29 protein-coding genes and 1 tRNA gene are annotated in these 26,698 nt (G+C 61.0%); 17 read left to right on the forward strand and 13 right to left on the reverse strand.

Annotated features, from left to right (window positions below):
• Window positions 1–33: 33 nt before the first annotated feature.
• The 3 genes from K3767_RS03100 to K3767_RS03110 are packed head-to-tail and all read left to right on the forward strand — an operon-like array spanning window position 34 to window position 3,340.
• Window positions 34–2,103, forward strand: a complete 2,070-nt coding sequence (locus K3767_RS03100) for a bifunctional diguanylate cyclase/phosphodiesterase (protein WP_221172099.1) — start codon at window positions 34–36, stop codon at window positions 2,101–2,103.
• A complete protein-coding gene (dtd, locus tag K3767_RS03105; protein ID WP_221172100.1) occupies window positions 2,091–2,540 on the forward strand; it encodes a D-aminoacyl-tRNA deacylase in 450 nt (149 codons plus the stop codon). The genes K3767_RS03100 and dtd overlap by 13 nt, the downstream gene beginning before the upstream one ends.
• Window positions 2,537–3,340 (forward strand): 50S ribosomal protein L11 methyltransferase, encoded by an 804-nt coding sequence (locus K3767_RS03110; protein WP_221172101.1) that lies wholly within the window; start codon window positions 2,537–2,539, stop codon window positions 3,338–3,340. The genes dtd and K3767_RS03110 overlap by 4 nt, the downstream gene beginning before the upstream one ends.
• On the opposite strand, the gene K3767_RS03115 is transcribed toward K3767_RS03110, so the two are convergent.
• Complete coding sequence (locus K3767_RS03115; RefSeq protein ID WP_221172102.1) at window positions 3,299–4,663, reverse strand: bifunctional L-myo-inositol-1-phosphate cytidylyltransferase/CDP-L-myo-inositol myo-inositolphosphotransferase; 1,365 nt, start codon at window positions 4,661–4,663, stop codon at window positions 3,299–3,301. The genes K3767_RS03110 and K3767_RS03115 overlap by 42 nt on opposite strands.
• On the opposite strand from K3767_RS03115, the gene K3767_RS03120 reads away from it, so the two are divergent.
• The gene (locus tag K3767_RS03120; RefSeq protein WP_221172103.1) at window positions 4,656–5,471 is read left to right on the forward strand and encodes a RimK family alpha-L-glutamate ligase; all 816 of its coding nucleotides are present in this window, start codon (window positions 4,656–4,658) and stop codon (window positions 5,469–5,471) included. The genes K3767_RS03115 and K3767_RS03120 overlap by 8 nt on opposite strands.
• Here K3767_RS03120 and K3767_RS03125 read toward each other — a convergent pair.
• From K3767_RS03125 to gcvH, 7 genes are all read right to left on the reverse strand, one after another.
• A complete protein-coding gene (locus tag K3767_RS03125; protein WP_221172104.1) occupies window positions 5,426–5,995 on the reverse strand; it encodes a 2-oxoacid:acceptor oxidoreductase family protein in 570 nt (189 codons plus the stop codon). The two genes, K3767_RS03120 and K3767_RS03125, sit on opposite strands and share 46 nt — an antisense overlap.
• Window positions 5,985–6,107 carry a hypothetical protein gene (locus K3767_RS12040; RefSeq protein WP_255592179.1) on the reverse strand — a complete coding sequence of 41 codons (123 nt, stop codon included), beginning with the start codon at window positions 6,105–6,107 and terminating at the stop codon, window positions 5,985–5,987. Before K3767_RS12040 ends, K3767_RS03125 begins: the two co-directional genes overlap by 11 nt.
• Window positions 6,108–6,290: 183 nt before the next feature.
• On the reverse strand, window positions 6,291–7,040 hold the full coding sequence (locus K3767_RS03130; protein WP_221172105.1) for a thiamine pyrophosphate-dependent enzyme: 750 nt from the start codon (window positions 7,038–7,040) through the stop codon (window positions 6,291–6,293).
• Window positions 7,019–8,077, reverse strand: coding sequence for a 3-methyl-2-oxobutanoate dehydrogenase subunit VorB (vorB, locus tag K3767_RS03135; protein ID WP_221172385.1), 1,059 nt, complete (start codon window positions 8,075–8,077; stop codon window positions 7,019–7,021). The genes K3767_RS03130 and vorB overlap by 22 nt, the downstream gene beginning before the upstream one ends.
• The gene (locus K3767_RS03140; protein WP_255592181.1) at window positions 8,074–8,283 is read right to left on the reverse strand and encodes a 4Fe-4S binding protein; all 210 of its coding nucleotides are present in this window, start codon (window positions 8,281–8,283) and stop codon (window positions 8,074–8,076) included. Before K3767_RS03140 ends, vorB begins: the two co-directional genes overlap by 4 nt.
• Window positions 8,280–9,215, reverse strand: coding sequence for an ACP S-malonyltransferase (fabD, locus tag K3767_RS03145; protein ID WP_221172106.1), 936 nt, complete (start codon window positions 9,213–9,215; stop codon window positions 8,280–8,282). The genes K3767_RS03140 and fabD overlap by 4 nt, the downstream gene beginning before the upstream one ends.
• Window positions 9,216–9,656, reverse strand: a complete 441-nt coding sequence (gene gcvH, locus K3767_RS03150; protein WP_221172107.1) for a glycine cleavage system protein GcvH — start codon at window positions 9,654–9,656, stop codon at window positions 9,216–9,218. It abuts the gene before it with no gap.
• Window positions 9,657–9,816: 160 nt separating this feature from the next.
• On the opposite strand from gcvH, the gene K3767_RS03155 reads away from it, so the two are divergent.
• From K3767_RS03155 to K3767_RS03175, 5 genes are read left to right on the forward strand one after another with little or no spacing between them, the layout of a single operon-like run.
• Window positions 9,817–10,572 (forward strand): hypothetical protein, encoded by a 756-nt coding sequence (locus tag K3767_RS03155; RefSeq protein WP_221172108.1) that lies wholly within the window; start codon window positions 9,817–9,819, stop codon window positions 10,570–10,572.
• Window positions 10,573–10,594: 22 nt separating this feature from the next.
• The gene (locus K3767_RS03160) at window positions 10,595–11,119 is read left to right on the forward strand and encodes a YeeE/YedE thiosulfate transporter family protein (protein ID WP_221172109.1); all 525 of its coding nucleotides are present in this window, start codon (window positions 10,595–10,597) and stop codon (window positions 11,117–11,119) included.
• Between the two features lie 3 nt (window positions 11,120–11,122).
• A complete protein-coding gene (locus tag K3767_RS03165) occupies window positions 11,123–11,647 on the forward strand; it encodes a YeeE/YedE thiosulfate transporter family protein (protein ID WP_221172110.1) in 525 nt (174 codons plus the stop codon).
• Window positions 11,644–12,414 carry a dihydroorotate dehydrogenase electron transfer subunit gene (locus tag K3767_RS03170; protein ID WP_221172111.1) on the forward strand — a complete coding sequence of 257 codons (771 nt, stop codon included), beginning with the start codon at window positions 11,644–11,646 and terminating at the stop codon, window positions 12,412–12,414. Before K3767_RS03165 ends, K3767_RS03170 begins: the two co-directional genes overlap by 4 nt.
• The gene (locus K3767_RS03175; RefSeq protein WP_221172112.1) at window positions 12,398–13,261 is read left to right on the forward strand and encodes a dihydroorotate dehydrogenase; all 864 of its coding nucleotides are present in this window, start codon (window positions 12,398–12,400) and stop codon (window positions 13,259–13,261) included. Before K3767_RS03170 ends, K3767_RS03175 begins: the two co-directional genes overlap by 17 nt.
• 378 nt (window positions 13,262–13,639) lie before the next feature.
• On the opposite strand, the gene K3767_RS03180 is transcribed toward K3767_RS03175, so the two are convergent.
• The 3 genes from K3767_RS03180 to K3767_RS03190 form a co-directional block, all read right to left on the reverse strand.
• Window positions 13,640–14,793, reverse strand: a protein-coding gene (locus tag K3767_RS03180) for an IS3 family transposase (protein WP_370630428.1) whose coding sequence is annotated in 2 segments (ribosomal slippage) — window positions 13,640–14,509 and window positions 14,512–14,793 — 1,152 coding nt in all. Because the reading frame shifts where the segments join, the coding sequence is not laid out codon by codon here.
• A 178-nt stretch (window positions 14,794–14,971) separates the two neighbouring features.
• Complete coding sequence (locus K3767_RS03185; RefSeq protein WP_221172113.1) at window positions 14,972–15,790, reverse strand: site-specific integrase; 819 nt, start codon at window positions 15,788–15,790, stop codon at window positions 14,972–14,974.
• Between the two features lie 411 nt (window positions 15,791–16,201).
• Window positions 16,202–16,275, reverse strand: a tRNA-Arg gene (locus tag K3767_RS03190).
• Between the two features lie 234 nt (window positions 16,276–16,509).
• On the opposite strand from K3767_RS03190, the gene K3767_RS03195 reads away from it, so the two are divergent.
• The 3 genes from K3767_RS03195 to K3767_RS03205 all read left to right on the forward strand — a co-directional run bounded on the left by K3767_RS03195 (window position 16,510) and on the right by K3767_RS03205 (window position 17,903).
• Window positions 16,510–17,352 carry a transposase family protein gene (locus K3767_RS03195; protein ID WP_221172114.1) on the forward strand — a complete coding sequence of 281 codons (843 nt, stop codon included), beginning with the start codon at window positions 16,510–16,512 and terminating at the stop codon, window positions 17,350–17,352.
• Window positions 17,353–17,428: 76 nt separating this feature from the next.
• Window positions 17,429–17,662, forward strand: coding sequence for a hypothetical protein (locus K3767_RS03200; RefSeq protein WP_221172115.1), 234 nt, complete (start codon window positions 17,429–17,431; stop codon window positions 17,660–17,662).
• A complete protein-coding gene (locus tag K3767_RS03205; protein WP_221172116.1) occupies window positions 17,655–17,903 on the forward strand; it encodes a hypothetical protein in 249 nt (82 codons plus the stop codon). The genes K3767_RS03200 and K3767_RS03205 overlap by 8 nt, the downstream gene beginning before the upstream one ends.
• A gap of 119 nt (window positions 17,904–18,022) precedes the next feature.
• Here the strand turns inward: K3767_RS03205 and K3767_RS03210 are convergent, their stop codons facing one another.
• Window positions 18,023–19,453, reverse strand: coding sequence for a DUF4139 domain-containing protein (locus tag K3767_RS03210; protein ID WP_221172117.1), 1,431 nt, complete (start codon window positions 19,451–19,453; stop codon window positions 18,023–18,025).
• Window positions 19,454–19,491: 38 nt separating this feature from the next.
• Here K3767_RS03210 and K3767_RS03215 point away from each other — a divergent pair, with 38 nt between their 5' ends.
• Window positions 19,492–19,767 carry a hypothetical protein gene (locus K3767_RS03215; protein WP_221172118.1) on the forward strand — a complete coding sequence of 92 codons (276 nt, stop codon included), beginning with the start codon at window positions 19,492–19,494 and terminating at the stop codon, window positions 19,765–19,767.
• 10 nt (window positions 19,768–19,777) lie between these two features.
• On the opposite strand, the gene K3767_RS03220 is transcribed toward K3767_RS03215, so the two are convergent.
• The gene (locus tag K3767_RS03220) at window positions 19,778–20,494 is read right to left on the reverse strand and encodes a hypothetical protein (protein WP_221172119.1); all 717 of its coding nucleotides are present in this window, start codon (window positions 20,492–20,494) and stop codon (window positions 19,778–19,780) included.
• Between the two features lie 124 nt (window positions 20,495–20,618).
• On the opposite strand from K3767_RS03220, the gene K3767_RS03225 reads away from it, so the two are divergent.
• The 4 genes from K3767_RS03225 (at window position 20,619) to K3767_RS03240 (ending at window position 26,374) form a co-directional block, all read left to right on the forward strand.
• A complete protein-coding gene (locus K3767_RS03225; protein WP_221172396.1) occupies window positions 20,619–21,062 on the forward strand; it encodes a dUTP diphosphatase in 444 nt (147 codons plus the stop codon).
• Window positions 21,059–22,021, forward strand: a complete 963-nt coding sequence (locus K3767_RS03230) for an FAD-dependent thymidylate synthase (protein ID WP_221172120.1) — start codon at window positions 21,059–21,061, stop codon at window positions 22,019–22,021. Before K3767_RS03225 ends, K3767_RS03230 begins: the two co-directional genes overlap by 4 nt.
• Before the next feature lie 107 nt (window positions 22,022–22,128).
• On the forward strand, window positions 22,129–25,302 hold the full coding sequence (locus K3767_RS03235; protein ID WP_221172121.1) for a molybdopterin dinucleotide binding domain-containing protein: 3,174 nt from the start codon (window positions 22,129–22,131) through the stop codon (window positions 25,300–25,302).
• 13 nt (window positions 25,303–25,315) lie between these two features.
• Window positions 25,316–26,374 carry a transglutaminase family protein gene (locus K3767_RS03240; RefSeq protein ID WP_221172122.1) on the forward strand — a complete coding sequence of 353 codons (1,059 nt, stop codon included), beginning with the start codon at window positions 25,316–25,318 and terminating at the stop codon, window positions 26,372–26,374.
• The last annotated feature ends 324 nt before the right edge of the window (window positions 26,375–26,698 follow it).

Below are 26,698 nucleotides of genomic sequence, written 5' to 3' on the forward strand. Positions count from 1 at the left end.
CCTTTTCACGATACAATAATTAACATTAGAGCCATGATCAACTTTTCGCTGGAACCAACCTGCGAGAAGTATTTGGTCGGTATTCCCGCCGGGGTCTATCTCCTGGAGGCTCGCCGGGAGGGAGACGAACTCCTTCCGGTAAGGGTCCTCTTCGCCAGTCCCAGATTGAGAGAGATTCTGGGACCCGCCGCACCGGAAAACATGTGGGATCCGGAGCACATCCATCCGGAGGATCGGGCTTCCTTCCTGGAGGACGCCCGGTCTCTTCTGGAGACTCCGGGGGAGAGCTGGCGTCTCTTCCGGTTTCGGAAGGAAGACGGGGGCTTTCTCTGGATCAAAGAAGGGATCGCCGTGCTGGAGAAAGAATCCGACCGCTGGCTCCTCCTGGGGCTCTGGGTGGATCTTACGGAAGAGAAGACGGGGACGGGCACCTTCGCCCTGGACTCCGTGTTCTGGCAGAGCCTTTTCGGAAAGGCTCCGGTGGGATTGATCGTGTACGACCTGGAGGACGGTCGCATCCTCCACGCCAATCCCTACACCCTTCGGGTGCTGGGCTACACCCTGAATGAACTCCGGGAGAAACGGGTGTGGGAGGTGGTGCATCCGCGTTTCCATTGGGAGATCCGAGAAAACCTGGCCCGCCGGATTCGGGGTGAGATATCGTCTCATACCTACAGGGACCTTGTCCTGGTTACCAAGGATGGAAGGGAACGGGTCATCAACCTCGTCACCGATAGTCTCGAATGGGAGGGACGGCGGGTGGGCGTGGGGCTGGGAGTGGACACCACCCCCCAGCGTCTCCTGGAGCGACGGTTAATTGAGGTGGCCTTCTTCGACACCCTTACCGGACTCCCCAACCGGCACCTTTTCCTGGAAAAACTCCGGGCCCTCACCCTGCGAGGGGCCCGTCGGAGGGAACAGCTCCTGGTGGCCGTTATCGACCTGGTAGACTTCCGCGAGGTGAACGCCACCTTCGGATACGAGGCCGGAAATCGCATCCTCTCCGAGGTGGCCCGCCGGCTTCAGGAGGGACTCCGCCGGGACGATGTCAAAAGCCGCTTCTTTGCGGACAAGTTCGGGATCATTTTTACCGACATTCGGGGTACCTACAGCCTGCAGGTGGTTCTGAACAAGGTGCAGCGCCTACTGCAGAAGCCCTTCCGGATCGAGGGGCAGGATCTCATCCTTTCGGTGCGGATCGGGGGAGCCCTGTTTCCCCGGGACGGGGAGAGCCCCGAGGATCTTCTCAGCAAGGCCGAGGCCGCTCTAAAACGGGCCAAGGAAAACGACGAGACCGTGGCCCTCTATTCCCCGGAGATCGAGAAGCACCTTTCCGAGGAGGCCTTTCTGCGCACGGCCATGGTGGAGGGGCTCAAACGGGGGGAATTTTTCCCCGTTTATCAACCCATCGTGAGGCTTTCGGACCGAGGCCTGGTCGGGGCCGAGGCCCTGATCCGCTGGAGACATCCCCAGCTGGGGCTCCTTTCCCCGATCAAGTTCATCGGCCTGGCCGAAAAGACCGGGTTCATAAACGAACTGGGGGAGTTCGTCCTTCACCGGGCCCTGACCGATCTCGCTCCCCTGGTGAAACGAAAGGGACTATTCCTGTGCCTTAACTTCTCCGCCCGGCAGTTCCGCGAGGCTTCGCTCCCCCAAAGGATAGAAAAAGTCCTCTCCGAGACGGGGTTTCCTCCGGAGAGGTTTCACCTGGAGATCACCGAGACCACGGCCATGGAGAAGGCGGAAAGGACGCTGGCCATCCTGGAAAAACTCCGTCACCTGGGTATAAAGATCGTGCTCGACGACTTCGGTATGGGGTACTCCTCCATGCGGTACCTGGTGGAATTCGAGGTGGACAAGATCAAGATCGACCGTTTTTTCGTGAGCAACATGCTCAGGGAGGACAAGACCCGCTTCGTGGTCCGGACCATCGTGGGGCTGGCCCGCAATGTGGGGGCCCGGTGCCTGGCCGAGGGGATCGAGAGGGAGGAGGAACTTCGGCTTCTCAGGGAGATGGGCTGTGAGGAGGGGCAGGGGTTTCTCTTCTCTCCGCCCCTGGGGCTGGAGGAATTTATGGAGTTCGCGGAAAGATGCGCGCGGTAATCCAGCGGGTAAAGGAAGCGACGGTGCGGGTGGAGGGAAAGGAGGTGGCCCGGATCGGACGGGGTTTTCTGGTTCTCGTGGGGGTGGAGAAGGGCGACGGACCGGGGGACCTCGACTGGATGGCCGGAAAGATCGCGGGGCTTCGCCTTTTCGAGGACGAGGCCGGCAGGATGAACCACGATCTCTCGCAGGTGGGGGGCGAGGTGCTTCTCGTCTCCAACTTTACCCTGTGCGGGGACTGTCGAAAGGGAAAACGCCCGTCCTTTGATCCCGCGGAACGCCCGGAAAGGGCCCGCGAGCTCTGCGAGGCCTTAGTAAAGGCCCTCTCCCAAAAGGGGCTTTCCGTGAAGACCGGGGTCTTCGGAGCCTACATGCAGGTGGAACTGATAAACGACGGACCGGTCACGGTAATCCTGGACTCCCGCAAGAGGCTGTGAAGGACTACCTTCGGGTCAAAATCCGCACGGCGCATCCCGGGAGGGTGCTGGAGAGACTCCGGGCGGCGGGTCTGTCTCCCCTTGCCGAGACCTTCTTCCCGGATACCGGGCTTCTGGTGCTGGGCTATCCGGCGGAGGGAGTCCACGAACGCCTGCGAGCGCTGGCCCGGACCCTTCCCGGGGTGGAGATCGAGGAAACGGAACTGGCCGAAAGCCCCCGCCCGGTACCCAGGCGGTTCCGGGTGGGACCCTTTCACTTCTTTTCCCCTCTCGGGGTGGAGAGACCGGAGCCGGGAGAGATCTACCTCCGGGCGGACCTCTCCTTCGGAAGCGGAAGTCACCCCACCACGGTGCTGTGCCTGAGGGCCCTTTCGATCCTGTGCGAAGACGGCCCACCCGGACGGGTGCTGGATCTGGGGTGCGGAAGCGGTATTCTGGCCCTGGCCGCGGCCCGGCTCGGAGCCAAACGGGTGCTGGCGGTGGACATAGATCCCCGGGCCTGCCGGGAGGCCCTGCACAATGTGAAAACGAACGGGCTTTCCGGGCGCATCCTCGTGATACGGGGAAGCGCGGAGGTGGCCCGGAGGGGAAGGTTCGATCTGGTGCTGGCCAACCTGACCATCGGGACCATTCTGGCCCTGGCGCCGGAGATACGAAAGGCCCTGCGGCCGGGAGGCCGGGCCGTTCTTTCGGGGTTTTCCGAGGCTCAGGCCCCCGAGGTGCTCCGCCGACTCACCGGAGCCCGGGTCTTCTCCCGCCTAACCCTTGAGGGCTGGCTGGCCCTGGTTCTCGGCTTCTAGCCCGGTCCGGCCGTGCCAGAAGACCGCAAGCGTGAAGGCAATCTTGCCCTGGGTGAGAAGAGCCAGCACCGGAAAGAGCTCCCTCGTCCAGCCCATAACGCAGAAGAAAAAGATGAGAAAGATCCTTTCGTCGCGTTTGCCGGGAAAATAATGGAGGACGGGAAAGACCGCGTAGGCGTCCCTGCCGTAAGCTCCCTTGAAGCGTTCGGTCACATAGCTGACCATCACGGTGCCGAGAAGGGCGAGAAGAGCCACGGCCAGTTCAAATCCCTCCGGACGCAACCGGAGAAGAAGGACCGAAAGAAAGACGAAATCCACATACCGATCGAGCACGGAGTCCAGAAGCCCGCCGAACCGGGAGCGTTTCAGCGCGGCCCGGGCGATCTCGCCGTCCACCCCGTCGAGCACGGAGTGGATCTGATACAGCACGGCCCCGAGGGAAGCGTTAAACCAGGCCAGAAGGGCGGCTAGAAGCCCGAGAAAAAAACTCAGTACCGTGGCCTGATTAGGAGAGAGTCTTTCACAAAGGTAGGGGGAAATGGCGGTGGAAAGACGGCGATTGAGGAGTCTCGAGATCCAGCCATCCCCGGCTCCCTTTACGCTCGCCCGCACCAGGGCCCTTCCGGCCCGGCCGAGGTCCTCCGGGGTGTCCACATCCGTCCAGAAAAGGCCGGAAACTTCGGTCACCGTAAGTTCCGCTTCCCGAACGATTTCTGAAAGGGTGACCTCACCCGGATTACGCCTCACCACCTCCCCGGCCACGGCAAAGATCTCCGGATCGAGAACGAAAAAACCCGTGTCAAATCCGTGGTAGTCCGAGAGGTCCTTTCCGATCTCCCGGACCCGCCCGGCGGCGACCCGAACCTTGGTGGCCTCCTCCGGATCGATGTAACGCCCCTGCCGATCCATTATCAGCCCTCGTCCGGCGAGGGCACGCTCCACGAAGTCCTCTTCGTAAAGGTGGTCGGACATGGTGAGCACGAAGGGCCCCCGGACCGCCTCCCGCGCACACCACAGGGAATAACCGTTGCCCCGTTCCGGATGGGGATTATCCACCAGGACCACCCGGTAGTCGGGATGCCGGGAGAGGAACTCCTCGAAAAGCCGCCGGTTTCGGGGATTTACTACCAGGACGAACTCGCGGATCCCCCGGTGGGAAAGGAGTATAAGATGGCGCAGGAGGAGCTCCCGACCGGCCACCCGGAGAAGCCCCTTGGGATAACCGGTGCGAGCGAGCCCCATGCGGCTTCCCAGCCCGGCCGCAAGGATTACCGCCTGCACCGCCCCTACCTCCTTTCCGTGGTACACTAAACACATGAGCATCGGCACGGTCTCTTTCAACCCCTGGATCGAGGGAGAGGTAAACTTTTTTCAGTTTACCGCCCTCACGGAGGAGGTTATCGCCGCCCTCCGAAGGGCCCGGGCCGTCTTTCTCCCCCAGACCGTGAGCCCGGAGCTCTACTTCTTCGTCCGCAGGCTCGGAAAACGCGTGTTTCCCAACTACGACCTGCGCTTCGCCTTCCCGGGAAAGATAGGACAGATCCTCCTTTTCCGGGTCCTGGGACTTCCCCATCCCCGTACGATTTGCGTGCCGAGGATCTGCGCCCTGGGTCCGCACCCCGGAACGGTGGAAGTCTCCCTCCCCCCCTACCCCTTCGTGGTCAAGGGCAACCACGGCCACGAGGGCCGGGAGGTCTTCCTGGTGCGGAACGCCGGGGAATGGGAGGAGGCCCTGAAGATCCTCCGCACCTTCGAGGCCTCGGGGCGTTACGGTTTCCTCGTCCAGGAGTACCTCCCCTGGGAATACGACCTGCGGGTGGTGGTGATCGGGAACCGAAGGCTTCCCTTCTGGCGAAAGGGCCGTTTCCTGAAGAACCTGGTTCAGGAAGGAGAGGTGGTGGCCTGCCCCGATCCCGGGCTCGAGGCCCGGGCCCTGGAAGTGGTGGCGGAGCTCTGCGAGAAGACCGGCTTCAACCTGATGGCCGTGGATTTCCTCTTCCGTCCGGAAAGGGGCGAGGTCCTTATCAACGAAATAAACTTCGTCTTCGGCCTGCGACTCCTCGGGGGCGAGGAACGCTTCCGGACCTACCTCCGGGAAGCGGGAGAGGCCTTCCTGAGGGCAAATTCGTAACCCCGCCGGAATACCCTCCGGTTGGGCTCGAGAAGGTGTTTTCTTTCCGGGGGGAGGAGGTGTTTCAGCCCCGAGAGCACCTTTTCCGGGGAGACGATTCCGGAAGCGGCCACCAGGGCCCCGAGAGCGGCCATGTTTCCCAGACCGGGACATCCCTCCTCCTCGGCCAGTTCGTCCGCGGGAACGAAGACGAACCGGCGCCCCGGCTGTCTCTCCGCCAGTTCCCAGGGAACCAGGCTGGCGTTTACCACGGCAAGCCCTCCGGGTTTGAGTCGCGGAACGAACTTTTCGAAGGAGGGCCGGTTCATGATGAGAAGGGCCGAGGGGCGGGTGACCACCGGGGAGGCGATCTCCCTGTCCGAAAGAACCACGGTGCAATTGCAGGTGCCCCCGCGCATCTCCGGACCGTAAACTGGAAGATAGGTCACCTCCAAGCCCGCCTCCATACCGGCCTGGGCCAGGAGGTTCCCGGCAAAGAGGATGCCCTGCCCCCCGAAACCGGCCAGAATCACTTCAAACTTCACGGGCCCGCGTCTTTTCCCGTTTCTCCAGCCAGTCGCTCACCTTGAGCATGACCAGGGCAAAGATAACGAAAACTACGCCCATCAATAGCAGGTTAAGGGTGAAAGGATCCATTTTTCTTCCTCCCTACCTTAATCAAAAAGAATCCACACAGGAGAAATATCAGGGCTAAACCAGAACTCACCCCAAAAGAATACCAGGAAAACCCTTTTTCCAAAAGCGGTCTCACTATCCCGGCCACCACCACGGCCAGGGCCAGGTGATAGAACCATTTCCCCAGTTCGACGAGCTCTTCCCTCACGATAGATCCCTGAATACCCCCAGGGGGAAGGTCTCGGCCAGTTCGTCCACCTTTTCGGCGGCCCGCACCGGATCCAGCTTCCAGTTCACCGGACAGGCGGAAAGAAACTCCACATAACCGAAACCCCGGTCCTCGATCTGGGCCAGAAAGGCCTTGCGCAGGGCCTCCCTGGCCTCGAGCACCCTTTTGGGCCGATTCACCGCCACCCGGGCGCAGAAGGCCACCCCGGGAAAGGCGGCCAGTATTTCGGCCACCTTCAGGGGATATCCGTAGATCCTGGGATCCCGGCCCTCGGGGGTGGTGGTGGTGCGCTGGCCGGGAAGGGTGGTGGGGGAGAGCTGGCCCCCGGTCATGCCGTAAACGGTGTTGTTGATCATGATGGCGGTGATGCGTTCCCCCCGGGCGGCGGCGTGCAGGCTTTCCGTAAGCCCGATGGCGGCGAAGTCGCCGTCGCCCTGGTAGGTGAAGACCACCAGTTCCGGCCGGGCCCGTTTGGCTCCGGTGGCGGCGGCGCAGGCCCGGCCGTGCGGGGCCTCGCAGATGTCCACATCGAAGTAGTGGTAGAGAAAACAGGCGCAACCGATGGAGGCCACCCCGTAGGCCCGCTCCCGCACGCCCAGTTCCTCAATGACCTCGGCCAGCAACCGGTGGGCGATGCCGTGATGACATCCGGGACAATAGTGAAAGGTCCGCTCGGTGAGGACCCGGGGAAAGGTAAAGGCCTTTACCTCTTTCGCACGAGGCACCGTTTGATCCTCCGATAAATGTCCTCCGGGGCCGGAAGGTCGCTGGGGGGAAGCGCAAGAGATTCCACCTCGGACCTCCCGCACACGGAAAGTTTTACATCCTCCACCATCTGGCCGCAGTTCAGTTCCACCACCAGAAAACGGACCCCGGCGCGGGAGAGCTTCCGGAAGGTCGTTTCCGGGAAGGGGAAGAGGGTGACGGGGCGCACGAAGGCCACCGGATAACCTTTTTCCCGGGCCACATCCACGGCCTCCTTCACGATCCGGGCCATGGACCCGAAGGCCACCACGAAAAGGTCCGCCTCCTCGGCGTAGAGGACCTCGGCCCGGACCTCCCGGCGCATGGCCCGATACTTGCGCTGGAGGAGTTCGTTCCGGGCCCGCAGTTCCCCCGGCCCCAGGAAAAGACTGCGCAGGGTGCGTCCCGGCCGACCCCGGGCTCCGGTAAGCGCCCAATCCTTGGGATACTCCCGCACCCTTATCTTTTTCGGACGCAGGGGTTCCTTCATCTGGCCCAGCAGGGCGTCGGTGAGGATCATGGCCGGCTGGCGATACTTTTCGGCCAGCTCGAAGGCCTTGGCCGTAAGCTCGTAGGCCTCCTGAATGCTGGACGGAGCCAGAACCAGGAAGTGATAATCGCCGTGACCGGCCCCGCGGGTGGCCTGAAAGTAATCGCCCTGAGAGGCCTCGATTCCCCCGAGGCCCGGACCGCCCCGGGAGACATTTACGATCACCGCGGGAAGCTCCAGGGCCGCAAGGTAAGAAAAAGTCTCGGCCATCAGGGAAATGCCCGGGCTTGAGGAGGAGGTCATGGCCCGCACCCCGGTGGAGGCGGCCCCGAGGAGCATGTTCACCGCCGCCAGTTCGCTTTCCGCCTGAAGAAACACCCCCCCGCGTTTGGGAAGCTCCCGGGCCATGAGCTCGGGGATCTCGTTCTGGGGGGTGATGGGATAACCGAAATAGCAGCGACACCCCGCCGCCAGCGCCCCTAGGGCAATGGCCTCGGAACCCTTGACCAGAATCGGTCTCACCCTCAGGCTACCTCCAGCACCACATCCGGACACATAAGATAGCACACCCCGCAACCGGTGCACTTCCCCGGGGCCGTAATTTCCACTATCCGGTAGCCCAGAAGGTTGCGTCGATTCCCCACGGAAAGGACCTTTTTGGGACAGAAGTGAACGCAGAGCCCGCAGCCCTTGCAGCGTTCCGGAAAGGACACCCGCACCCTCACCCGGGTCACTCAAACCTCCCCAGTCCCTCGAGGGCCTTGTCCATCTCCTCCGGGGTTTCGGCCTGAAGGATCCGGACCTCTTTCCCGGAAAGAATCCGTTTTATGAGCCCGGAAAGGACCCTCTTAGGGCCGGCTTCGAGGAAGTTCCGCACTCCCTGGTGATACATGAAAAGCACGCTTTCCACCCAGCGCACCGGGGAGAGCATCTGGCGACTCAGGGCCTCGCGGATCCTTTCCGGATCGGTCTCCGCCCGGGCGGTAACATTGAGCACCACCGGCACGGAGGCCCTGCGCATGGGCACCTTCCATAGAGCCTCGGTGAAACTTTCGGCCGCTTCCTTCATCAGGGGGGAATGAAAGGCTCCGGAAACGGCCAGGCGCACCACCCTTCTGGCCCCGGCGGCCCGGGCCCTTTCGGCGGCCTCCGAAGCCGCCTTCTCCTCCCCGCTGATCACGATCTGTTCCGGAGAATTGTGGTTGGCCAGATAGACCTGTCCCGGAACCTCCGCCAGGACCTCCTCCAGCCTTTCTCGGGCAAGCCCGATCACCGCGTACATGGCCCCCGGAGCTGTCTCCCCGGCCTGCGCCATGAGTTCTCCGCGGAGCTTCACCAACCTGAAGGTGTCTTCCAGAGAAATAACCCCCGCAGCACACAGGGCCGAAAACTCCCCCAGGCTGTGCCCGGCGACGAAGACCGGACTCACCCCCTTTTTCGCGAGAACCCTCCATACGGCCAGGTTTACCGCCGTGAGGGCCGGCTGAAGATTTTCCGTCCGGGTAAGCTCGTCCTCGGGCCCCTCAAAGCAAAGTCTACCCAGGGGAAGACCGGTCACCTCCTCGGCCAGGAGAAACACTTCCCGGGCCTCGGGGAACCCCTCCACCAGGGCCCGCCCCATTCCCACATACTGAGACCCCTGGCCGGGGAAAACCACCGCCAGCACCTATTCCTCCTCCTCACCGAAGTCGAATTCCTCCTCTTCCTCGAAGACCTCCTCGGCCTCCTCCTCAAGGTAGTCCTCGTACTCGTCGGCACTCATCAGTTCCTCGAGCTCGTCCGGGTCCTCCAGCTTGACCCGCAGAAGCCAGCCGTCCCCGTAGGCGTCCTCGCTCACCAGTTCCGGATCCTCCAGCACCTCCTCGTTTACCTCCAGCACCTCTCCGGTGACCGGCGCCACCAGCTCCTCCACACCCCGGGGGGTCTCCACGGTGCCGAAAACCTCTCCCTTCTCGAGTTCCTCTCCCTCCTCGGGAAGCTCAAGGTCTATGATCTCACCGAAACGCCGACAGGCAAAGTTCGAAAGCCCCACCACAACCCGCCCCCCTCGTTCTCTTTTAATCCACAGATGCTCCTCGGAATAAAGCCGGTCTTCGGGAATGCTCATTACTCCACCTCCGCCACGATTTAACTCCACCGATTAGCCGAAAACCCACCGTTTGACAAGGGGGAAAGGAAGAGGGTTGTCTCACCCTCAAAAAGGTTTATGGTTAACCATGAAAGAAAAAGATCGAGGGCGAAAAACAGAGATCGCAAGGAGGTAAGCCATGAGGAAGGGAATGGCTATAATGGTGGGATTGGTGGTGTGGTTGGCGGCCACGCTGGCCTGGGCGGTGCCCACCCGCATCGTGGTGGGGGTTAGGGCCCGGGACGCCAAGTTCATCGGCACCTCCATGGGTGGCGTCCTGGTGACCATTCAGGATACGGAAACGGGAGAGGTCCTGGCCCGGGGGATAGCCCGGGGAAGCACCGGGGATACCCGGCTTCTCATGAAGACCCCGAAGGGCCGCTACACGCAACTCCTCGTGGGGAACACCGCCCGATTCGAGGCCGTGCTGGATCTGGAAGAACCCCGGAGGGTACGGATCGTGGCCCGGGGGCCTCTCGGGCAGATTCAGGCCATGCAGGAGGTCTCGGTGACCACCTGGGTGGTGCCGGGCAAGGACATAAACGAACTGGTGCTGGAGATGCCGGGACTGGTGGTGCGGGCCCTTTCCCCGGTGCCGCATTCCATGATCAAGGGACCGGCCCGGGTGGAGGTACGGGCCTCGGTAACCCCCATGTGCGGCTGCCCCGTGGACCCGCGCTTCTTCTGGCCGCCCAAAAACTACGAGGTGGCGGTGATGGTCAGGAGAAACGGAAGGTTCCTCAAGACGGTGCCGCTCACCTTCACCGGGAAGACCAGTCTCTTTGCCACCACGCTGGATCTTCCCGAAAAGGGCGCCTACGAGTTAATCATTTACGCCTATGATAAGCTTACCGGAAACACCGGGGTGGATCGCACCACCGTGGTGATACGCTAATCCCTTAAGGAGGTGAGCAAAAATGAGAAACGGATGGTCTCCCTATCTCGGAGGGGCCCTTACCGGACTCCTCCTGGTGCTTTCGGTGCTGGTGACCTATCAGCTTTTCGGTCACCCCCGTTATCTCGGGACCTCCACGGCCTATGTGCGGGTCTCCGGAATGATCGAAAAGACGATCTCGCCGGAGGCTGTAACGCGGAACGAGTACTACCGTGAAGAGGGGACGGGGATCGACTGGAAGGTCATGCTGGTGCTGGGGGTGCCGCTGGGTGTCCTCATCGCGGCCCTCAGGAACGGCGAGTTCCGTCCCCGCTGGGTCCCCGGGGTGTGGCGGGAGCGTTTCGGGGATTCTCCGGTAGTGCGGGCCCTGGGGGCCTTCGTGGGGGGATTCCTCCTCATTTACGGCGCCAGACTGGCCGGAGGATGCCCCAGCGGGCACGGTCTTTCGGGAATGAGTCAGCTTGCGGCCAGTGCCTTCATCGTGGTGGCCGGGTTCTTCGCCGGAGGCATTCCCCTGGCCCTAATCCTTTACGGAAGAAGGAGGTAAGCCATGGAACTCTTGGTGGGACTCGTAACCGGCATAATCTGGGGATACATCTTTCAGCGGGCCCGGATCGTGCGTTTTGAAAAACACGCCGGGCTCCTCACCCTTACCGATCTTACGGTGCTCAAGTTTCTCCTTTCCGGAGTGGTGGTGGGGGCCATCGGGATCCAGCTTCTCACCACCCTGGGGCTGGCCCCCTATCACCTCAAGCCCACCCATGTGGCGGCCAACTTCGTGGGCGGGGTGATCTACGGCCTGGGCTGGGCCTTCCTGGGTTACTGCCCGGGGACCATGCCCGGCGCCGTGGGCGAAGGGTCCTTCGACGCCCTGTTCGGAATTCTGGGGGGACTTCTCGGGGCCATGGCCTACGCCCACACCTATCCCTTCTGGAAGAAGACCCTCCTCGGGATCGGCGCCTACGGAAAGGTCTCGCTCCCCATGCTGCTTCACCTTCCTCCGCTTCTGGTAGCGGTGGTGTTCGCAGGCCTCCTCTTGGCCTTCATCGTTTTTCTTGAGAAAATGGGCTGGTGATCCGGGTCAGGGTAAAGGGCCAGAGGAGACTAAGCCCGGGCTATCTGCTTCTGGATCTCGAAGCCCCGGAGGTGGCCGAGAGGGCCCGTCCGGGGCAATTCGTGCGGGTTAAGGCCTGGTGGGGACGGGATCCGCTGCTCCCCCGTCCCTTTTCGGTGCACGAGGTCCTCGGGGGACGGATCCGCCTTCTTTACGGGGTGCGGGGCCCGGGCACGGAGACCCTTTCGAGGCTTTCGCGGGGCGATGTACTCCTTCTGGACGGCCCCCTGGGACGCCCCTTTCCCCTGCCGGAGCGGGGACCGGTGTGGCTCGTGGCTGGGGGAATCGGGGTGGCTCCCTTTCTTTTCTACCTTTCGGAACTCAGAAACCGGGGACTTCCCACCCGGCTCTTTTACGGGGGACGGAGCCGTGGGGACCTCCTGCGGGTGGACCGGCTCCGGGAGCTTTCCGGGGCGCTGGTACTTACCACCGAAGACGGCTCCAGGGGACGGAAGGGGCTCGTCACCGACCCCCTTTCCAGGGCCCTCGGGAGGGAGAGACCGGCCCTAATGGTGGCCTGCGGCCCGCCGGGACTGCTCAAGGCGGTGGGGCGTCTTGCGGAGGCCCGGGGAATTCCGGCCTACCTCTCCCTGGAGGCTCTTATGGCCTGCGGGAGAGGGCTCTGCCTAGGCTGCGCGGTGGCCAGACGCGGTGGAGGCACGCTCAAGGTCTGCGTGGAGGGGCCGGCGGTGGATTCCCGGGAGGTGGATCTTGAGACCCTGGTCTGAAATCCCCCATCTTTCCCTCAGGAATCCCCTCTTTCTGGCCTCGGGCACCTGGGGCTTCGGGGAAACGCTTCCACCGCGGGTAATCTCCGCCGCCGGGGCCCTGGTGACCAAGGGCGTATCCCTGAACCCCCGAACGGGAAATCCTCCGCCCCGGCTCTCCGAGACCCCCTGCGGCCTCATCAACTCCATAGGGCTTGAAAATCCGGGACTTTCCACCTTTCGCGAGAGGATCCTACCGCGTCTTCTCTCCCACGGGCCACCGGTGGTGGTGAACATCCTGGGGGAATCCGAGGAGGAATTTCTGGATCTGGTGCGAGGCCTCGCGGAAAGCGGCGTGGCGGGTTTCGAGGTCAACATCTCCTGTCCCAATGTAAAGAAAGGGGGCATCGCCTTTGCCGGGGATCCGGAGGGGGTGTTTCGTCTGGTGCGGAGGCTGCGGGAGGAGTGGAAGGGATTTCTGGCGGTGAAACTTTCCCCGGTGGGACCGGTGCTGGAGGTGGCCCGGGCGGCGGAGGAGGCCGGAGCCAGCGCCCTCACCTGCGCCAACACCTATCCGGCCCTTTCGGTAGATCTCTCCCGGGGGCGGCCCCGTTTTCATCAGGGAGGACTTTCCGGTCCGGCCATAAAACCCCTCACCCTCCGCCTGGTCTACGAGCTTTCCCGAAAGGTAAAGGTTCCTCTCATCGCCTCCGGGGGGATAATCACCGGACGCGACGCCTACGAGTATTTCCTCTGCGGAGCCCGGGCCTTTCAGGTGGGCACGGCCACCCTGATCGATCCCGAGGCCCCCCTGCGCATCCTCTCGGAGCTTGACGCTTTCCTCAAATCCGACTTTAGCCACGGGTAAAAATGGGAATGCTTGAACTCCTGACCGGCAAGCGCCCCCGGGAGGACTCGAACCTCCGACTCCAGGATTAGGAAGTATCTCTGAACCTTTCAATCTTTATCAATCTCATTTTTTCTTTTGATTTTAGCAAATCTTTTTTGTTCAAACCCAACTTTGACACCCCGGGCAAAAAAATTCTCTTGTATCAACGGTTTTCGGGCACACTACCTCCACGTTCCACAACACCTTCTTCCTCTCCTGCCTCCAGCACCCTTCCCGGCACCCTCATACCCACCGCCCTGAACGCCTCATACGCCCTCCCCTCAAGCTCCGTCCTCACCAAATACTGAAGTGGACCCCATCTTTTGGACAGGTCAACCCCTAAATTGAGGTGATGCCTCATGCCGCAACTCTCTCCCGAACCCCTGGCAAATTGCCCCCAAAATAAACCTCATCCGGTGTCCTCCCTCCTAACCCAAAATGCGGCCTCTCCCCATTGTAGCTCCCAATCCACCTCCCTATCGCCTCCCGAGCTTCCTTCCCTCCCTCAAATTCCAGTAAATATACGCACTCGTACTTCAGCGACCTCCAAAAACGCTCCACCATTCGGTTGTCTTGCCATCGCCCACGACCGTCCATCGAAATCGCTACCCCTGCCTCCTCTAATACCTCCAAAAACTCCCTGCTCGTGTATTGACTCCCTTGATCCGTGTTGAATATCGCCGGCCTCCCGTACTTCTCCAACGCCTCCTCCAGTACCTGGCGGCAAAATCCAGCCTCCATCGTGTTCGATAACCCCCACGAAAGCACCTTCCGACTGTACCAGTCTAGCACTACCACCAGATAAAGATAGCCTCCCCTTACGGGAATGTATGTAATGTCCGAACACCATACCTCATTGGGCCTCTCCACCTTCCGATCCCTCAACAAATAAGGATAAGTCCGATGATCTTTCGCTTTTTCACTGGTCCTCCTGGGCCTGGGATAAAATACCTTGAGCCCCATAAGCCGCATCAGACGCTGCACCCTCTTGCGGTTCACCCTGTACCCTTCTTGCCTCAAAACCTCCGTCATCCTCCGGCTCCCATAGTAAGGCTTCTTAAGATAAATCTGGTCGATCCTCCGCATCAGCTCAAGGTTCTCCGGTCTCTCTCCTCGACCTCGATAGTAATAACCGGAACGACTGAAACCCAATAGCTCGCACTGCCGACTAACGCTTATCTCCTCTTCCTTAGAGATCGCCCCCTTCTTCTCCTCCAGGCTCAACTTCTCCTGGAGATTCCGGCTAAAAAATCGCGTTCCACCACCAGCTCCCCGATCTTGGCCTGTAGCCTTCGTATCTCTTCCTTATACCCCCTGGTATCCGAAGACTTGCCCCGGGCAAAAACTGATACCAGCCCCTCCTGGGCCTGCCTTTTCCATTTCGAGATCATATTGGGATGAAGATCAAATTGCGCAGCCAGCTCCGCAAGGGACTTCTCTTCCCTCAGAGCCTCAAGGGCTACCTTGGCCTTGAATTCCGGAGAATACCTCTTGGACTTTTTCCTGGACATTGGACCCCTCCTTTGTCTGATTTTTTCACCTTACCACACTGTCCAAATTTCGGGGTCCACTTCAAACATCCCAGGTGGTTCGAAAAATGGAGAGCAGGTCAGTTTTCCGAATCTTCCTGATGCTCGTGGGAGTGAGTAGCTTGATGAAAGCTGTACTGGCAGACGCCTCGTCTCTCAACTAAATCTTCTCCAGCACCCCTCTGAGAGTCTCCGGGTTCAGGTGCGCGTATTTCAAAGTGGTGCTGATTTGCCGGTGCCCTAGAAGAGCCTGTATCTGTTGAAGAGGAACTCCGCGCATAGCCAACCAGCTTGCGAAGGTGTGGCGGAGGTCGTGGATGCGGATGGTGGTGGGGAAACCGGCTTTCTTGAGGGCCTTCTTGAAAGCTGTCTGAAACCACTTCTTGCTGAGCGGGAAGACGCGTTCTTCCTGGGGGACGCCGGAACCGTTCCAGCGCGAGGCTCTCTCCCGAAGAACGCGCAGGGCTCGGGGGTGGAGGGGAAAGCCAAAGGTTCTTCCCGACTTGTTGCGGGAACCACGGAGGAAGAGAACGCCGCGGTCGAAGTCCACGTCGCGCCACCGGAGTTCCAAAGCTTCTCCGAGCCTGCGTCCGGAGTAGAGCAGAAACTCCACGAACTGGCGATAATCCGGGTTCTCCACATTTTTCAGGAGTCTTTCCGCCTCTTCCTCGGTGAGGTAAGTCCACCGGTCGTCGTTTTTTTCGGGGAGGTTCCCCAACCCGGCGAGCGGGTTCTGAAGGAGAAGTCCCCACCGTACGGCCATGGTAAGCATGTGTCTTAACAAGCTGGTTTCACGATTCACCGTGGACGGTCTCGCGCCCTCGGAGAGACGCTTCTGCCGATAAGTCTCCACCAGGGGAATGGTGATTTCGGAGAGTCTGCGCTTCCCGAAAGCGGGTTCCAGGTGCTTCTTCCAGCGCTGGACTTTGTGTTCCACGTCCCGGTTGTGAATGCGGCACCATGCGAGTATCTTACCCACAGCGACTCCAGGGTGAGGCCGTCGTCTTCCCCCAGGACTTTCCTGCGGGCGTGCGCTTTCCGGAACTCCAGCTCGGCAAGCTCTGCGGCTTTCCTGTCGGGACCAATGCGCTTCCGGACGCGTATTCCGTTGAAGTGAAGGTCTACCCACCAGACCACGGAAGCTCCCAGCTCTCGCCCGCACTTCCTGCACCTGCGGGCTTTAGCCGGGTTTCGGTATTTGCACTCCGGGCACTCTTTCTTGAGCGCCACCGGGACTCCTCTCCGCGTCCTTTTCTCCCTTTTGACTGCCAGGGCTGGACAGAAAAAGTCAAATCTGATTAGGATTGATTAAACCGAAAGGAAAAAGTCCGGAGTTTGGACACCTATATGGACACCAGGAAAGGAGAGGTTCTGAAAACCTTGACAGATGCGCCCCCGGGAGGACTCGAACCTCCGACTCCGGGATTAGGAATCCCGTGCTCTATCCGCCTGAGCTACGGGGGCAAAGTGCCGAAATTGAAAACCTTTTAAAAAATTCTATTTTGTTGTGTTGATTTTATCAAAACTGATTTCCGGCTTCAAGCCCTCGAATTGCCTCATTAAAAATCTACTCGAACCCCATATCGTTGCCTCATTTAAAAATCTGCTCGAAAACCTTTAACCTCCTCCCCAGATCATCTTCCAAGGGAGGAGAATTATGCCCAATAAGGAAGTTTGACCTTATGACCCGTAAGAAGCTTGTCCTCTCTTACGCCAAAAATACTAGACGAATTCATTCAATTGACTAACCACAACCGCTCTTATGCCTCCTGGCTACTGCGTCACGCCGGACGAAAAATCCACCTCAAAACCCCAAACGGTACTAAAGTCATCCTCGTGGCCGATCCCAACCGCAAAATCAAACGCAAACGAAAAAAGATCTACGACCAAGAGGTCCTAAAACCTCTCCGAAAGATCTGGGCCATCCTCGATTACCCTTCAAGCCTAAGACTTAAAGCCATTCTCCCTAAAATCATCCCTAAACTCGAAAAACACGGCGAAATCCAATTGACCACAACCGTAAGGAATAAGCTCCTGCGTATCTCAAAAGCTACCATAGACCGCCTGCTGGCCCCGGAAAGGAAACGCCTGGACCTTAAACCCAAAGCCAGGACCAAGCCCGGAACCCTCCTCAAAAAAGACATCCCTATCCGCACTCATGCCGACTGGAAAGAAAGTGAGCCGGGTTTCGTAGAGATGGATCTCGTAAGTCACGATGGAGGCCTGGCCAAAGGAGATCACGCCTGGTCTCTGATGGTGGTCGATTTTTGTACCCAATGGACCGAGACCGCTCCCCTTAAAAATCGGGCCCAAAAGTGGACTTTTGAGGCCTTGCAAAAGATCTCCCGAAGGATGCCCTTTCCGCTCAAAGGTATAGATTGCGACAATGATGGCGCTTTTATCAATCATCATCTTCTCAAGTGGTCTCAGGAAAAAGGGATCGTTTTCACGCGCTCAAGACCTTACCGAAAGAACGATAATTGTCGGGTGGGAGAAGCACCGGACGGTAGCCCGAAGATATTTTGGCTATTTTCGGTATGATACGGAGGAAGCCCTGGAGGTTCTTGAGGAGCTTAGCGAGGTCTTGAGTCTTTACATAAATTTCTTTCAGCCTTAGGTGAAGCTGATTGAGAAGAGGCGTATAGGGAGCAACGTTAAGAAGATTTACGAGGAGCCGAAGACGCCGTACGAGAGGGTACCGGAGCATCCGGCCATCCCGGAGGACACCAAAGAGGAGTTGAGGCAGAAATACGAGGAGCTGAACCCCGCAGAGCTTAGAAGGAAGATTCTTCGGCTACAACGGAGGCTATTTGGTCTAGCCACACCTGTCAAAGGAGTAACCTATGAATAGATTTTCTCATGAGGCAATTAGGCCCTGCATCTCCATCCGGGAAAAACCCTCCTCGGTCTTAAAACTTTACGAAATCGTATTATTTTTTGAAAAGTCCGGCCAGTGTTCCCCTTCATACAAGAGCAGGCTCGTTTCCCTCTTCATGAATTTCGGGATCTTTTGTTCGAGATTCAAAAACCGGATAGTGAAGGATGGTCTTTCAAGTATGGTGGAAGAGGTAAAAATAGCTGATTCGGCATAAAAGGCATCGGTAGCATATCTCCGGCGGAACATAAAGAGCGGTAACGCGGAAAATACACGAATGATAGACCGGCAAAAAACCAAAACTTATTTCGAAAAAATGTCTTCTTCACGAAACGATCAGGGGACAGGTCTTTCGATGATGACTCGAATCGTAAATCGGAGAAGCTTGTCGGGAGAGAGCCTGAGACGCCAGAGGATCTTGCCCTGGGGAGTGCGTTCATCCCAGGGTGGGTCCGCGGAGGCCTGAATCTTTATCTCCTCCCGACGGCTTACGGGGATTCGATCGTAAAGGACCGCCGGAATGGTCCGGGGATGAGCGCTCTTTACGGTAAGACGCCATTCCAGTGTCCGCCGGAGACGCCGCTTTACCACCCCCACCCTTTCTTTGTAGTCCCTGAGCACCTCCCTTTCCACCTTCACCCAGGGATCCTCGCCCAGGTAAAGGTTCACCTCGGCTCCGGGATTGAGGGCGGGAATATTCCGCGCGGGGAGTTCTCTTTTGCCCAGGAAGATGCGGGTTCGACCTCCGGGAAGGTAGGTGTCCGGTCGAAGGGAAAGACTCAGGAAGGCCCGAGGGAGGCGATAGGCCGGGATTTCCACCCGCAGCTTTGCCGGGAAACTCCTCTCTTCGAGAAGGAGGAAGCGAGGGACCCCGGGAGGAAGTTCGGCAAGACGGAGGTGATAGCTCTTGCCCCGAAAAGTGGGCTCCACCACGGTCTCCCGGACTTTCGGGAGTTTTATCGTGGCCCGCAGGACTTTCTTCAGCGGAGCGTCCACATACCAGGGCTGGAAGGGCGGGGGAGCCAGGATGGTGAACCTTCGAGGATAGGTCTCGTATACCACGGACAAGGGAGGCCACTTGCGCCCCAGGCGCTGGATCAGACGCAGGCCCAGTTCTACTCGAACCCGATCCTCCCCGGGGGTAACGAAAATTAGGCGTTCCTCCCGGAACTCCACCGCCGGGAGGGGATAACGCACCCGCACCACATACCCGGATTGAGGAGCGGGGCATTCCACATAGGGAGTGAAGAAGGAGACCCTCTTCAGGGCCAGACTTTCCCCGAGCACCGTCAGCCGGGCCCGTATCCCGGCCAGCTCCCCCTTCAGGGTGGCCCGGCGTTCCCCTATCCGGCGGAGACTTTCGGAGATCCGGGAAAGGGCACCCCAGGGATCCTTCCCCAGGTCCCCGGGACGGAGGGCCCGTAGCCAGCTTTCCTCAAACTTTAGGACTTCCAGTTCCCTCTCCAGGGCCTCTTCACGCTTCCGAAGGGTCTTCCGTTTCTCAGCGATCTCCCCCTCCGGCTCCCCCTCGCCGCGGAACTCCCAGGTGACCACGCATCCGGGAGGAGCCAGAAGGGTTTCCAGGTCCCCGGCCCGGTGGGAACCGGGAAAGGGGATACGGGGAGCCTCCCTAGCGGAGAACCGGATCTCCTCGGTCAGATAAGCTCCCTCCGGAGAGAGCGTCAGCACCAGAGGCTTTCTCTCCAGGGAGAACCCCGCGGAAGACAGCAGGACGAACCCGATAAGACTCAGCAAAAAACATCGCATAGTTTCCTTTTACGCGAGGGGGACTTAAAATTCAACCCGTGGCCCGTATAAGAAAGGAAGAGGCCCTGCGCTGGCTCGCGGAGAGACTGGGAAAACTCTCCCCCGGCGAGTGCCTGGACTTTCTGTGTAAGAAACGGAACCGCCTGGTGCGGGTGATCCGGGGCCTCGAGGGGTTCAGAGTGGAAGAGAGGGGCTTTTTTCGGGAGGACTTTCAGACCCGCGACGAGAGGGAGACCGTGAAGATCTGTGAGCGTCTTTTCGCCAGGGAGTTTCCCCGCAGCCACATGCTCTGGGCCCACCGCCGCCGTGCCTGAGGGGAGAGGGCTACCCCTCGGTTCCCCCCGAACCCGGAAGGACCTCCGGATTCAGGGCCTCGAGGTAGTCTCCTCCCATCCTCACCAGAAGGACGCCCCGCCTGCTGGCCGGGGCCACCAGATCCTGCGGAATACGCAGGGCCGCCAGGATGGGTACCAGGGGCTTCTCCCTCCACTCCGGCTCGTAATGGAAAAGATTTTCCAGCTTGGCCCGGAACTCATCAAAGTGTTCGGCCCTGAGCTGACTCTTCACCTCCGCCACAAAGAGGATCTCCCGCCCCCCTTCGTCCTCGGCAAGCACTATGGCGTCGTACTGGTTATAACGACCGTCCTTCCGGTATTCCACATCGAGCATCCGCTTTTTTACCTTAAAGCCCAGTCTTTCGGCCAGATAGGGAAGCCCCGGAGCGAAAATGTCCTCGGTAAGGGTCCCCAGACGATTGGCCAGATCTCCCCACTTCCTGTTCATCTCGTCCTTAAAGGCCCTCATCTCCTCCTTAAAAGCCCTCATCTCGTCCTTAAAGGCTCTCATCTCGTCCTTAAAGGAGCGGAACTCCTGAGAAAGGGTCTCCATGGACTTGCGCAGCTCCAGCACGGCTATGAGGTTGTCGGTGGAGATCTGCTTGAGGATCTCGAGCTCCCAGGAGACACCTTCTATCCTTTTTTCGTGTCTTTCCACCCTCTCCCTGAGGCGTTCTATCTCCTCGAGAAGCCGGGCTTCGTTCACGATCCTCCCTCCATCGTTGGGGACGAAGCCCCCAGACCCCCACGGTGTCTGTGGGGGCACCCTTGAGGTCTTACCAATTTTTTTCTATCATGAAAGTCCATCCGGGAAAAGGAGGCGTATTTTCGTGAAGATCAGGGTGTGGCGCAGGGACCCTCGGGCCCGGCTTCCGGAACGGGCCTCGGAGGGAGCGGTGGGGTTCGACCTCTTCGCCCTCGAGGACCAGGAGATCCCTCCCGGGGAGCCCACCTTCGTCCGCACCGGGCTCGTCATCCAGACCGAACCTCCCTACGCCCTATTCCTCTTTCCCCGCTCGAGCCTCTTTCGCCAAAAGGGCCTGATCTTTCCCCATTCGGCCGGGGTCATCGACTTCGATTACTGCGGGGAGGAGGACGAGCTCAAGATCCTGGTTTTGAATCTGAAAGAGCGCCCGGTACGGGTGGCCGCCGGCGAGAGGCTGGCCCAGATGGTTCTGCTTCCGGTGGCCACGGAGGTGGAGGTGGAGGTGGTTTCCTCACCCCTGGCAAGGAACTCCAGGGGCGGGTTCGGAAGCACCGGAGGCTATCGTTGAAGGACCTGCGGGACACTTACCGGAGACACCAGAGGGCCTTTCTTTATCGCCTTTTCGAAGAGCTCGGCGGGGAGGCCTTCCGGCAAACCCTGTTTCTGAGTTTCCTGGGAGCCCGGATCTGCTACGCCGACACCCCACCCCTTTCCCTCTTTGCCGAGGAGAGGTTTCGCGATCCCGAAAAACTCGGTGCCTTTCTGGTGCGCCTTAAGGCCGCGGGACACGGAAGCGTCTTCGCCCACTCTCCTCTGGTGGTAAAGCCGGAGGAGCCCTCCCCGGCCCTCCTTGCCTCCTTATACAAGGCCTGGTTTGACCCGGAGACCGGAAGCCTTCAGCTCAACCTCCGGCACTTTGCCGAGATCCTGGAGCCTTCGGACTTCGAGGCCCTGATCGCCCCCGGGGTGGCCGACCGCACCTTTCTGGATTTCGAGGCTGTTCTCTTTGAAGGCCCGGAGCTCTCTTTGAACTACTCTGGCCCCCTACGGGACCTCCTCCCCCGCTTCGAAGAGCCCCAGGAGGAGAGTCTCTGGGCTCGCTCCCGGGTTGCGGTCATCCGGGTCCCCGGGCAGGAGCCCTTCGGCTGGCTGGCGGTCATCGTGGAGGGATTCTCCCGGATATTCTCTCACCAGTTCGTGCGCCACACCTGGCTGAACTTCAACCAGCGTTCCCACCGCTACACCGCGGTGGATCAGTTCGTGCGCCCCCCCTCCTTTGAAGAGGTCCCGGAGGCCACCCGGCTCTACGGAGAGGAGGTGGAAAGGGGGCTTTCCGCCTATCGGAAACTGGTCAAGGCCGGGGTGCGCAAGGAGGACGCCCGCTTCCTCACCCCTCAGGGGGCCGCCACCACGGTCCTGGCCACCGGCCCCTGGTTCGTGTGGAAGGACTTCGTGGAAAAACGCGCCCACCCCAAAGCCCAGTGGGAAATACGAACCCTCGCCCGCGCCCTGAGCAAACTCCTCTAATTATTTGCGTCGTCTATTTCTTTACCCGGATTGCATCAATAAAAACTCTTTGACAGGGCCTATAAAACCCCTTAGTTATCTCGATAAATTTTGTCGGGGAGGGGGAGATGCCCGCGAGGAGGGACTTCCTTAAAATGATGGGCATGCTCGGGGTGATGGTCGGGTTTCCGGGGGTTGCGGAGGGATTTCGGCGGGCCGGGGGTGAATTCGCGGCCCGGCGCTGTATTGGTTGTCAGGCCTGCGTGGTGGCCTGTGCGGAGACCCGGGGGCTCCCCGCAGACCGGTTCCTGCACCGGATCGTTTTTGCGGAGAGGGGACATTTTCCGGAGGTGAAGGGGGGCTTCCGCCGGGAGGTTACGGGGTGCGATCTGTGTGCCGGGCGCGCCGAGGGCCCGGTCTGCGTGCGGGTATGTCCCACGGGAGCCCTCAGAATCCCCGGGGCCGTCAAAACACGCCCCCTCCCCGGAGAACGGGTGGTGCACACGGTATGCCTGGCCTGTAACGCCCGGTGCGGATTGCGGGTGCGGGTCCGGGGAGAACGCCCGGTTTTCTTCGAGGGCAATCCCTACCATCCCTACAACCGCGCCGGAGAACCCTTACCCTACGATACTCCGGTGGCGGAAAGTCTCGCGCAATCCGCGGCCACCTGCGGCAAACCCCAGTGCGATGGGGACTATCTGGAGAATCCCTACCGGGTGCTCGTGCCCCTGAAACGCAACGGCCCCCGGGGCTCGGGGCGGTTCGTGCCCATCCCCTGGAGTCAGCTTATCCGGGAAATCGCCGAGGGCGGAAAGCTCTTTGCCCATTTGGGGGACGAACGCCACTATCCGGGTCTCAGAGAGATCCTTTCCGACGAGCCTCTGGACCCCTCGGCGCCGGAGCTGAGTCCTAAACGCAACCAGCTGGTCTGGATCACCGGGCGGTCCCAGGCCGGGCGCAAGCACTTTATAAACCGGTTCGTGAGCCAGGCCGTGGGCTCGATAAATCACATCGGACACACCGACATCTGCGGCCTGGGGTTTCGGATGGGGAACTTCATCCTCACCGACGGCACCGAGGTGGAGCTCAAGGCCGACTTCAAACGGGCGCGCTACATCATAGCCTTCGGAGCCAACTTCTTTGCCGCGGGTCAGCCCGGACCGAGCACCGCCGGAGCCATTATGGCCCGTCGGGTGGCCGCCGGGGATCTCCGGGTGGTAGTGGTGGATCCCCGGGGCCACGAGGGGCTCTCCATTGCGCACGAGTGGCTGCCGGTGCGCCCCGGAGAGGACGGGGCGCTAGCCATGGGGATGCTCCGGGTGATGCTCGAGGAAGGACTCTACGACCGGGAGTTCCTGGAACGGCCCTCGGAGAGGGCCGCGCGGAAGGCCGGACGCAACCTCTACACCAACGCCACGCACCTCGTGGTGGTGGAGGAGGGACACGCCCTTTACGGCCGCATCCTGCGGGTCGGGGATCTTGCGCTCCCCGGTCCGGCGGAAGAACCGGTGGTCGTCGATCCGGAAACAGAAAGGCCCGTTCCGGCCTCGAAAGTCCTCCGGGCAAAGCTCCTCTGGGAGGGGCGGCTCGGGCTTTCCGATGGTTCTTCCGTGCGGGTCAAGACCGCCTTTTCTCTTTTCCGCGAGGCCGTGTTCGAGCACGCGCTTGATTTTTACGCCGAACGGGCCGGCGTTCCGGTGGAAAAGATCCGAAAGGTGGCCCGGGAATTCGCCGCGGCGGCCCCTTACGCCGCGGCCTACGCCTATCACGGAGGAGGCAACTATCCGGGCGGGGCCTACGCCAGCTTCGCCATAGCCCTCTTGAACCTTTTGGTGGGCAATGTGAATCGTCGCGGAGGCTACCTTCCCGCCGGAGGCGGAGCCGCGGACTGGCAGCGGGGCCCCTACGATCTAAGACACTTTCCCGGGGCCCTTCGCCCCCGCGGGGTAAAAATCTCCCGCGAAAAGGCCTCTTACGAAAACACCGCGGAGTTCCGCCGGCGCGGCTATCCGGCGAGGCTCCCCTGGTTCCCCTTCACCAGGGGAGGGCTTTCGGTCTCGGCCCTGGAGGGCATCGCCGCCGGTTATCCCTATCCCGTAAAGATCCTCTTCACCTACTTCTTCAATCCCCTTTACAGCATTCCGGGAGGGACGCGGTTTGCGGAGGCCCTTTCCGATCCGGAAAGGGTGCCCCTTCATGTCTCCGTGGATGTCACCGTGAACGAGACCAATGTTTACGCCGACTACATCGTGCCGGATGTGACCTATCTCGAGGGTCACTACGGATTTCTCACCCCCCACGCCCCGGGGGAGCGTTTCACCGCGGTGCGCACCCCGGTGGTGGAACCCCGCACCGGACGCACCCCGGACGGAAGACCCTTCTCGCTGGAGACCTTTCTCGTTGACCTGGCCGAGCATCTCGGGCTTCCCGGTTTCGGGAAAAACGCCATCCCCGGGAGGGACGGCCGGCTTCACCCCCTGCACCGGGCCGAGGACTTTTACCTGCGGGGAATCGCGAACCTTGCGGAAAACGCCGGCGTGCCCGAAGCCCCGGAGGAGGAAAGGCGTTTTGTAGAGGAGAACTATCCCGTGGCCCGCTACCGAAAGATTCTTGAGCCCGGACAGTGGCGCAGGTGCTGCACGGTGCTCGCCCGGGGCGGGGTCTTTCTCCGGGAGGAAAGGGCCTTCGATTCCCGGGGGAATCTCCGTTCCCGGCTTGAGGGGCGCTGTCTCTGCCTGTGGAACGAGAGGCTTGCGGCCTCCGGAGACGGGCTCTCCCCCCGCAGATTCCACGGCACCCTGCGCTATCCCTATCGCCGGTCGAAGGACAGGGGAGAGTTCCCCTTCTTCCTCATCACCCACAAAATGGCCCTTCACACCCAGTCGCGGACCATCTGTTACGAAAGGGCACTGGCCCTCTCCCCGGATCCGCCGCTTCTCATGAATCCCGGGGATGCCTCCGCCCTCGGCCTTCGGGAGGGAGATCGGGTGCGCGTGGTCTCAGGAGCCCGTCCCGAGGCAGTGGTGGCCCGGGTGTCCCTTTCGGAAAGGGTGCGACCGGGATGCGTGGTCCTTCCTCATCACTACGGACACTGGCAGCACGGGGCCGGAAGGCTCCTCGTCCCCGGGGCCGAAAGGGTCTTTCTGGGAGGCCGCAGGGTGAGCCGGGGCGAAGAGGTGATCGCCGACCCGCAAAGGGCCGCCGGGGTCTCTCCGAACCTCCTCTACGGGGTGCGGGTGGATCCCCTGGGAGGCATACCGGACTTCAGCGGCGAGCGGGTGCGGGTGGAAAAGCTTTCCTGAGGAGGAAGCCTCCATGCTCAGAAAGGCAGTGATCCCGGTTTTTATCCTTCTGTGGCTGGCCGGGACGGTCCGGGCCGCGCGGGAGGTCTCGGGAAAGGTGACCTGGCACCTCCTGCTACACCCTCCAGAGGGCATACACCGGATCCGACTCTGGCTCCCCTATCCTCCGAGTAACCGTTTCCAGCACATATCCGGGCTGGAGATTCGCGGCAACTACCGGTGCGAGGGGTTCTACACCGACCAACGGGGCAATCCCATTCTCTACTTCGAGTGGAATGATCCTCACCCCCCGGAAGCGGAGGTAACGGTGAGCTGGGCGGTGCGGCGCCGGGAGGTGGTGCGGCGGGACTTCTCCCGGCAAAGGCCCCTTCCTCCGGATCCGGCGGTGTTCCGGGAATATCTCTCCGGCAATCGTTACATCAATCTTAACGATCCCCGCCTCGCCGAAATCCTGGCCGGGGTCCTTCCGGGAAAAAGGACGGTGGTGGAGAAGGCCCGGGCCCTTTACCTCTGGGTGATCGCCCATCTGCGTCGGGATCCCCGGGTGAAGGGATGCGGCCCCGGGATCGTGTGCGATGTGCTCAGGAGGGGTTGCGGAAAGTGTGCGGACCTCAACTCGGTCTTCGTGGCCCTGTGTCGGGCCGCGGGAATTCCGGCCCGCGAGGTCTTCGGCCTGCGACTGGGGCGCGAGCCTCGAGAGACCCTCACCGGGGCCCAGCACTGCTGGACGGAGTTCTTCGTGCCGGGCTACGGCTGGGTGCCGGCGGATCCGGCGGATGTGCTCAAGGCCGCCCTGCAAAAGGACCTGGATCCCCTATCCCCTGAGCTGGCCCCTCTGCGGGAATATTACTTCGGGGCGGTGGACCCTTACCGGGTGGAGCTTTCCCGGGGGCGGGATCTGCTGCTTAACCCCCCTCAGAGCGGTCCTCCGGTGAACTACTTCGTCTATCCCTATCTGGAATACGACGGGAAACCGGTGGACCTTTTCACCTCCCCCACCGTGGACTTCGAGATCCGCTGGGAGACCCGGGATCCCGCCGGAAGCGTTGAGAGCCTTGCCGCCGGCGACTAAAATAGAGGGCGATGTCCGTTCCGGAGGTTTTCGGGGCGCTGGTTCTCGTGGCCCTGGGCGGTCTTTTCCTTTACGCCCTTTCCACGACCCTGGTCCTTCCGAAAACCCGGGGGGCCATGTTCGTGGGGACCTCCCCGCGGAGGATCCGGGCGGCTCTCGGGGTGCTTGTGCTTTGCCCCGGGGCCCGGGTGGTGGATCTGGGCTCGGGCGACGGGCGCATCCTTCGGGCCCTGTGGCGACGCTACCGCGTCCGGGCCGTGGGCTACGAGATCAATCCCCTGGCCTACATCCTCTCCCGGGTGTGGAACCTCATGGCCCGGGTGC

Origin of the sequence: Thermosulfurimonas sp. F29, assembly GCF_019688735.1 — a bacterium.
Lineage (GTDB): Bacteria > Desulfobacterota > Thermodesulfobacteria > Thermodesulfobacteriales > Thermodesulfobacteriaceae > Thermosulfurimonas_A.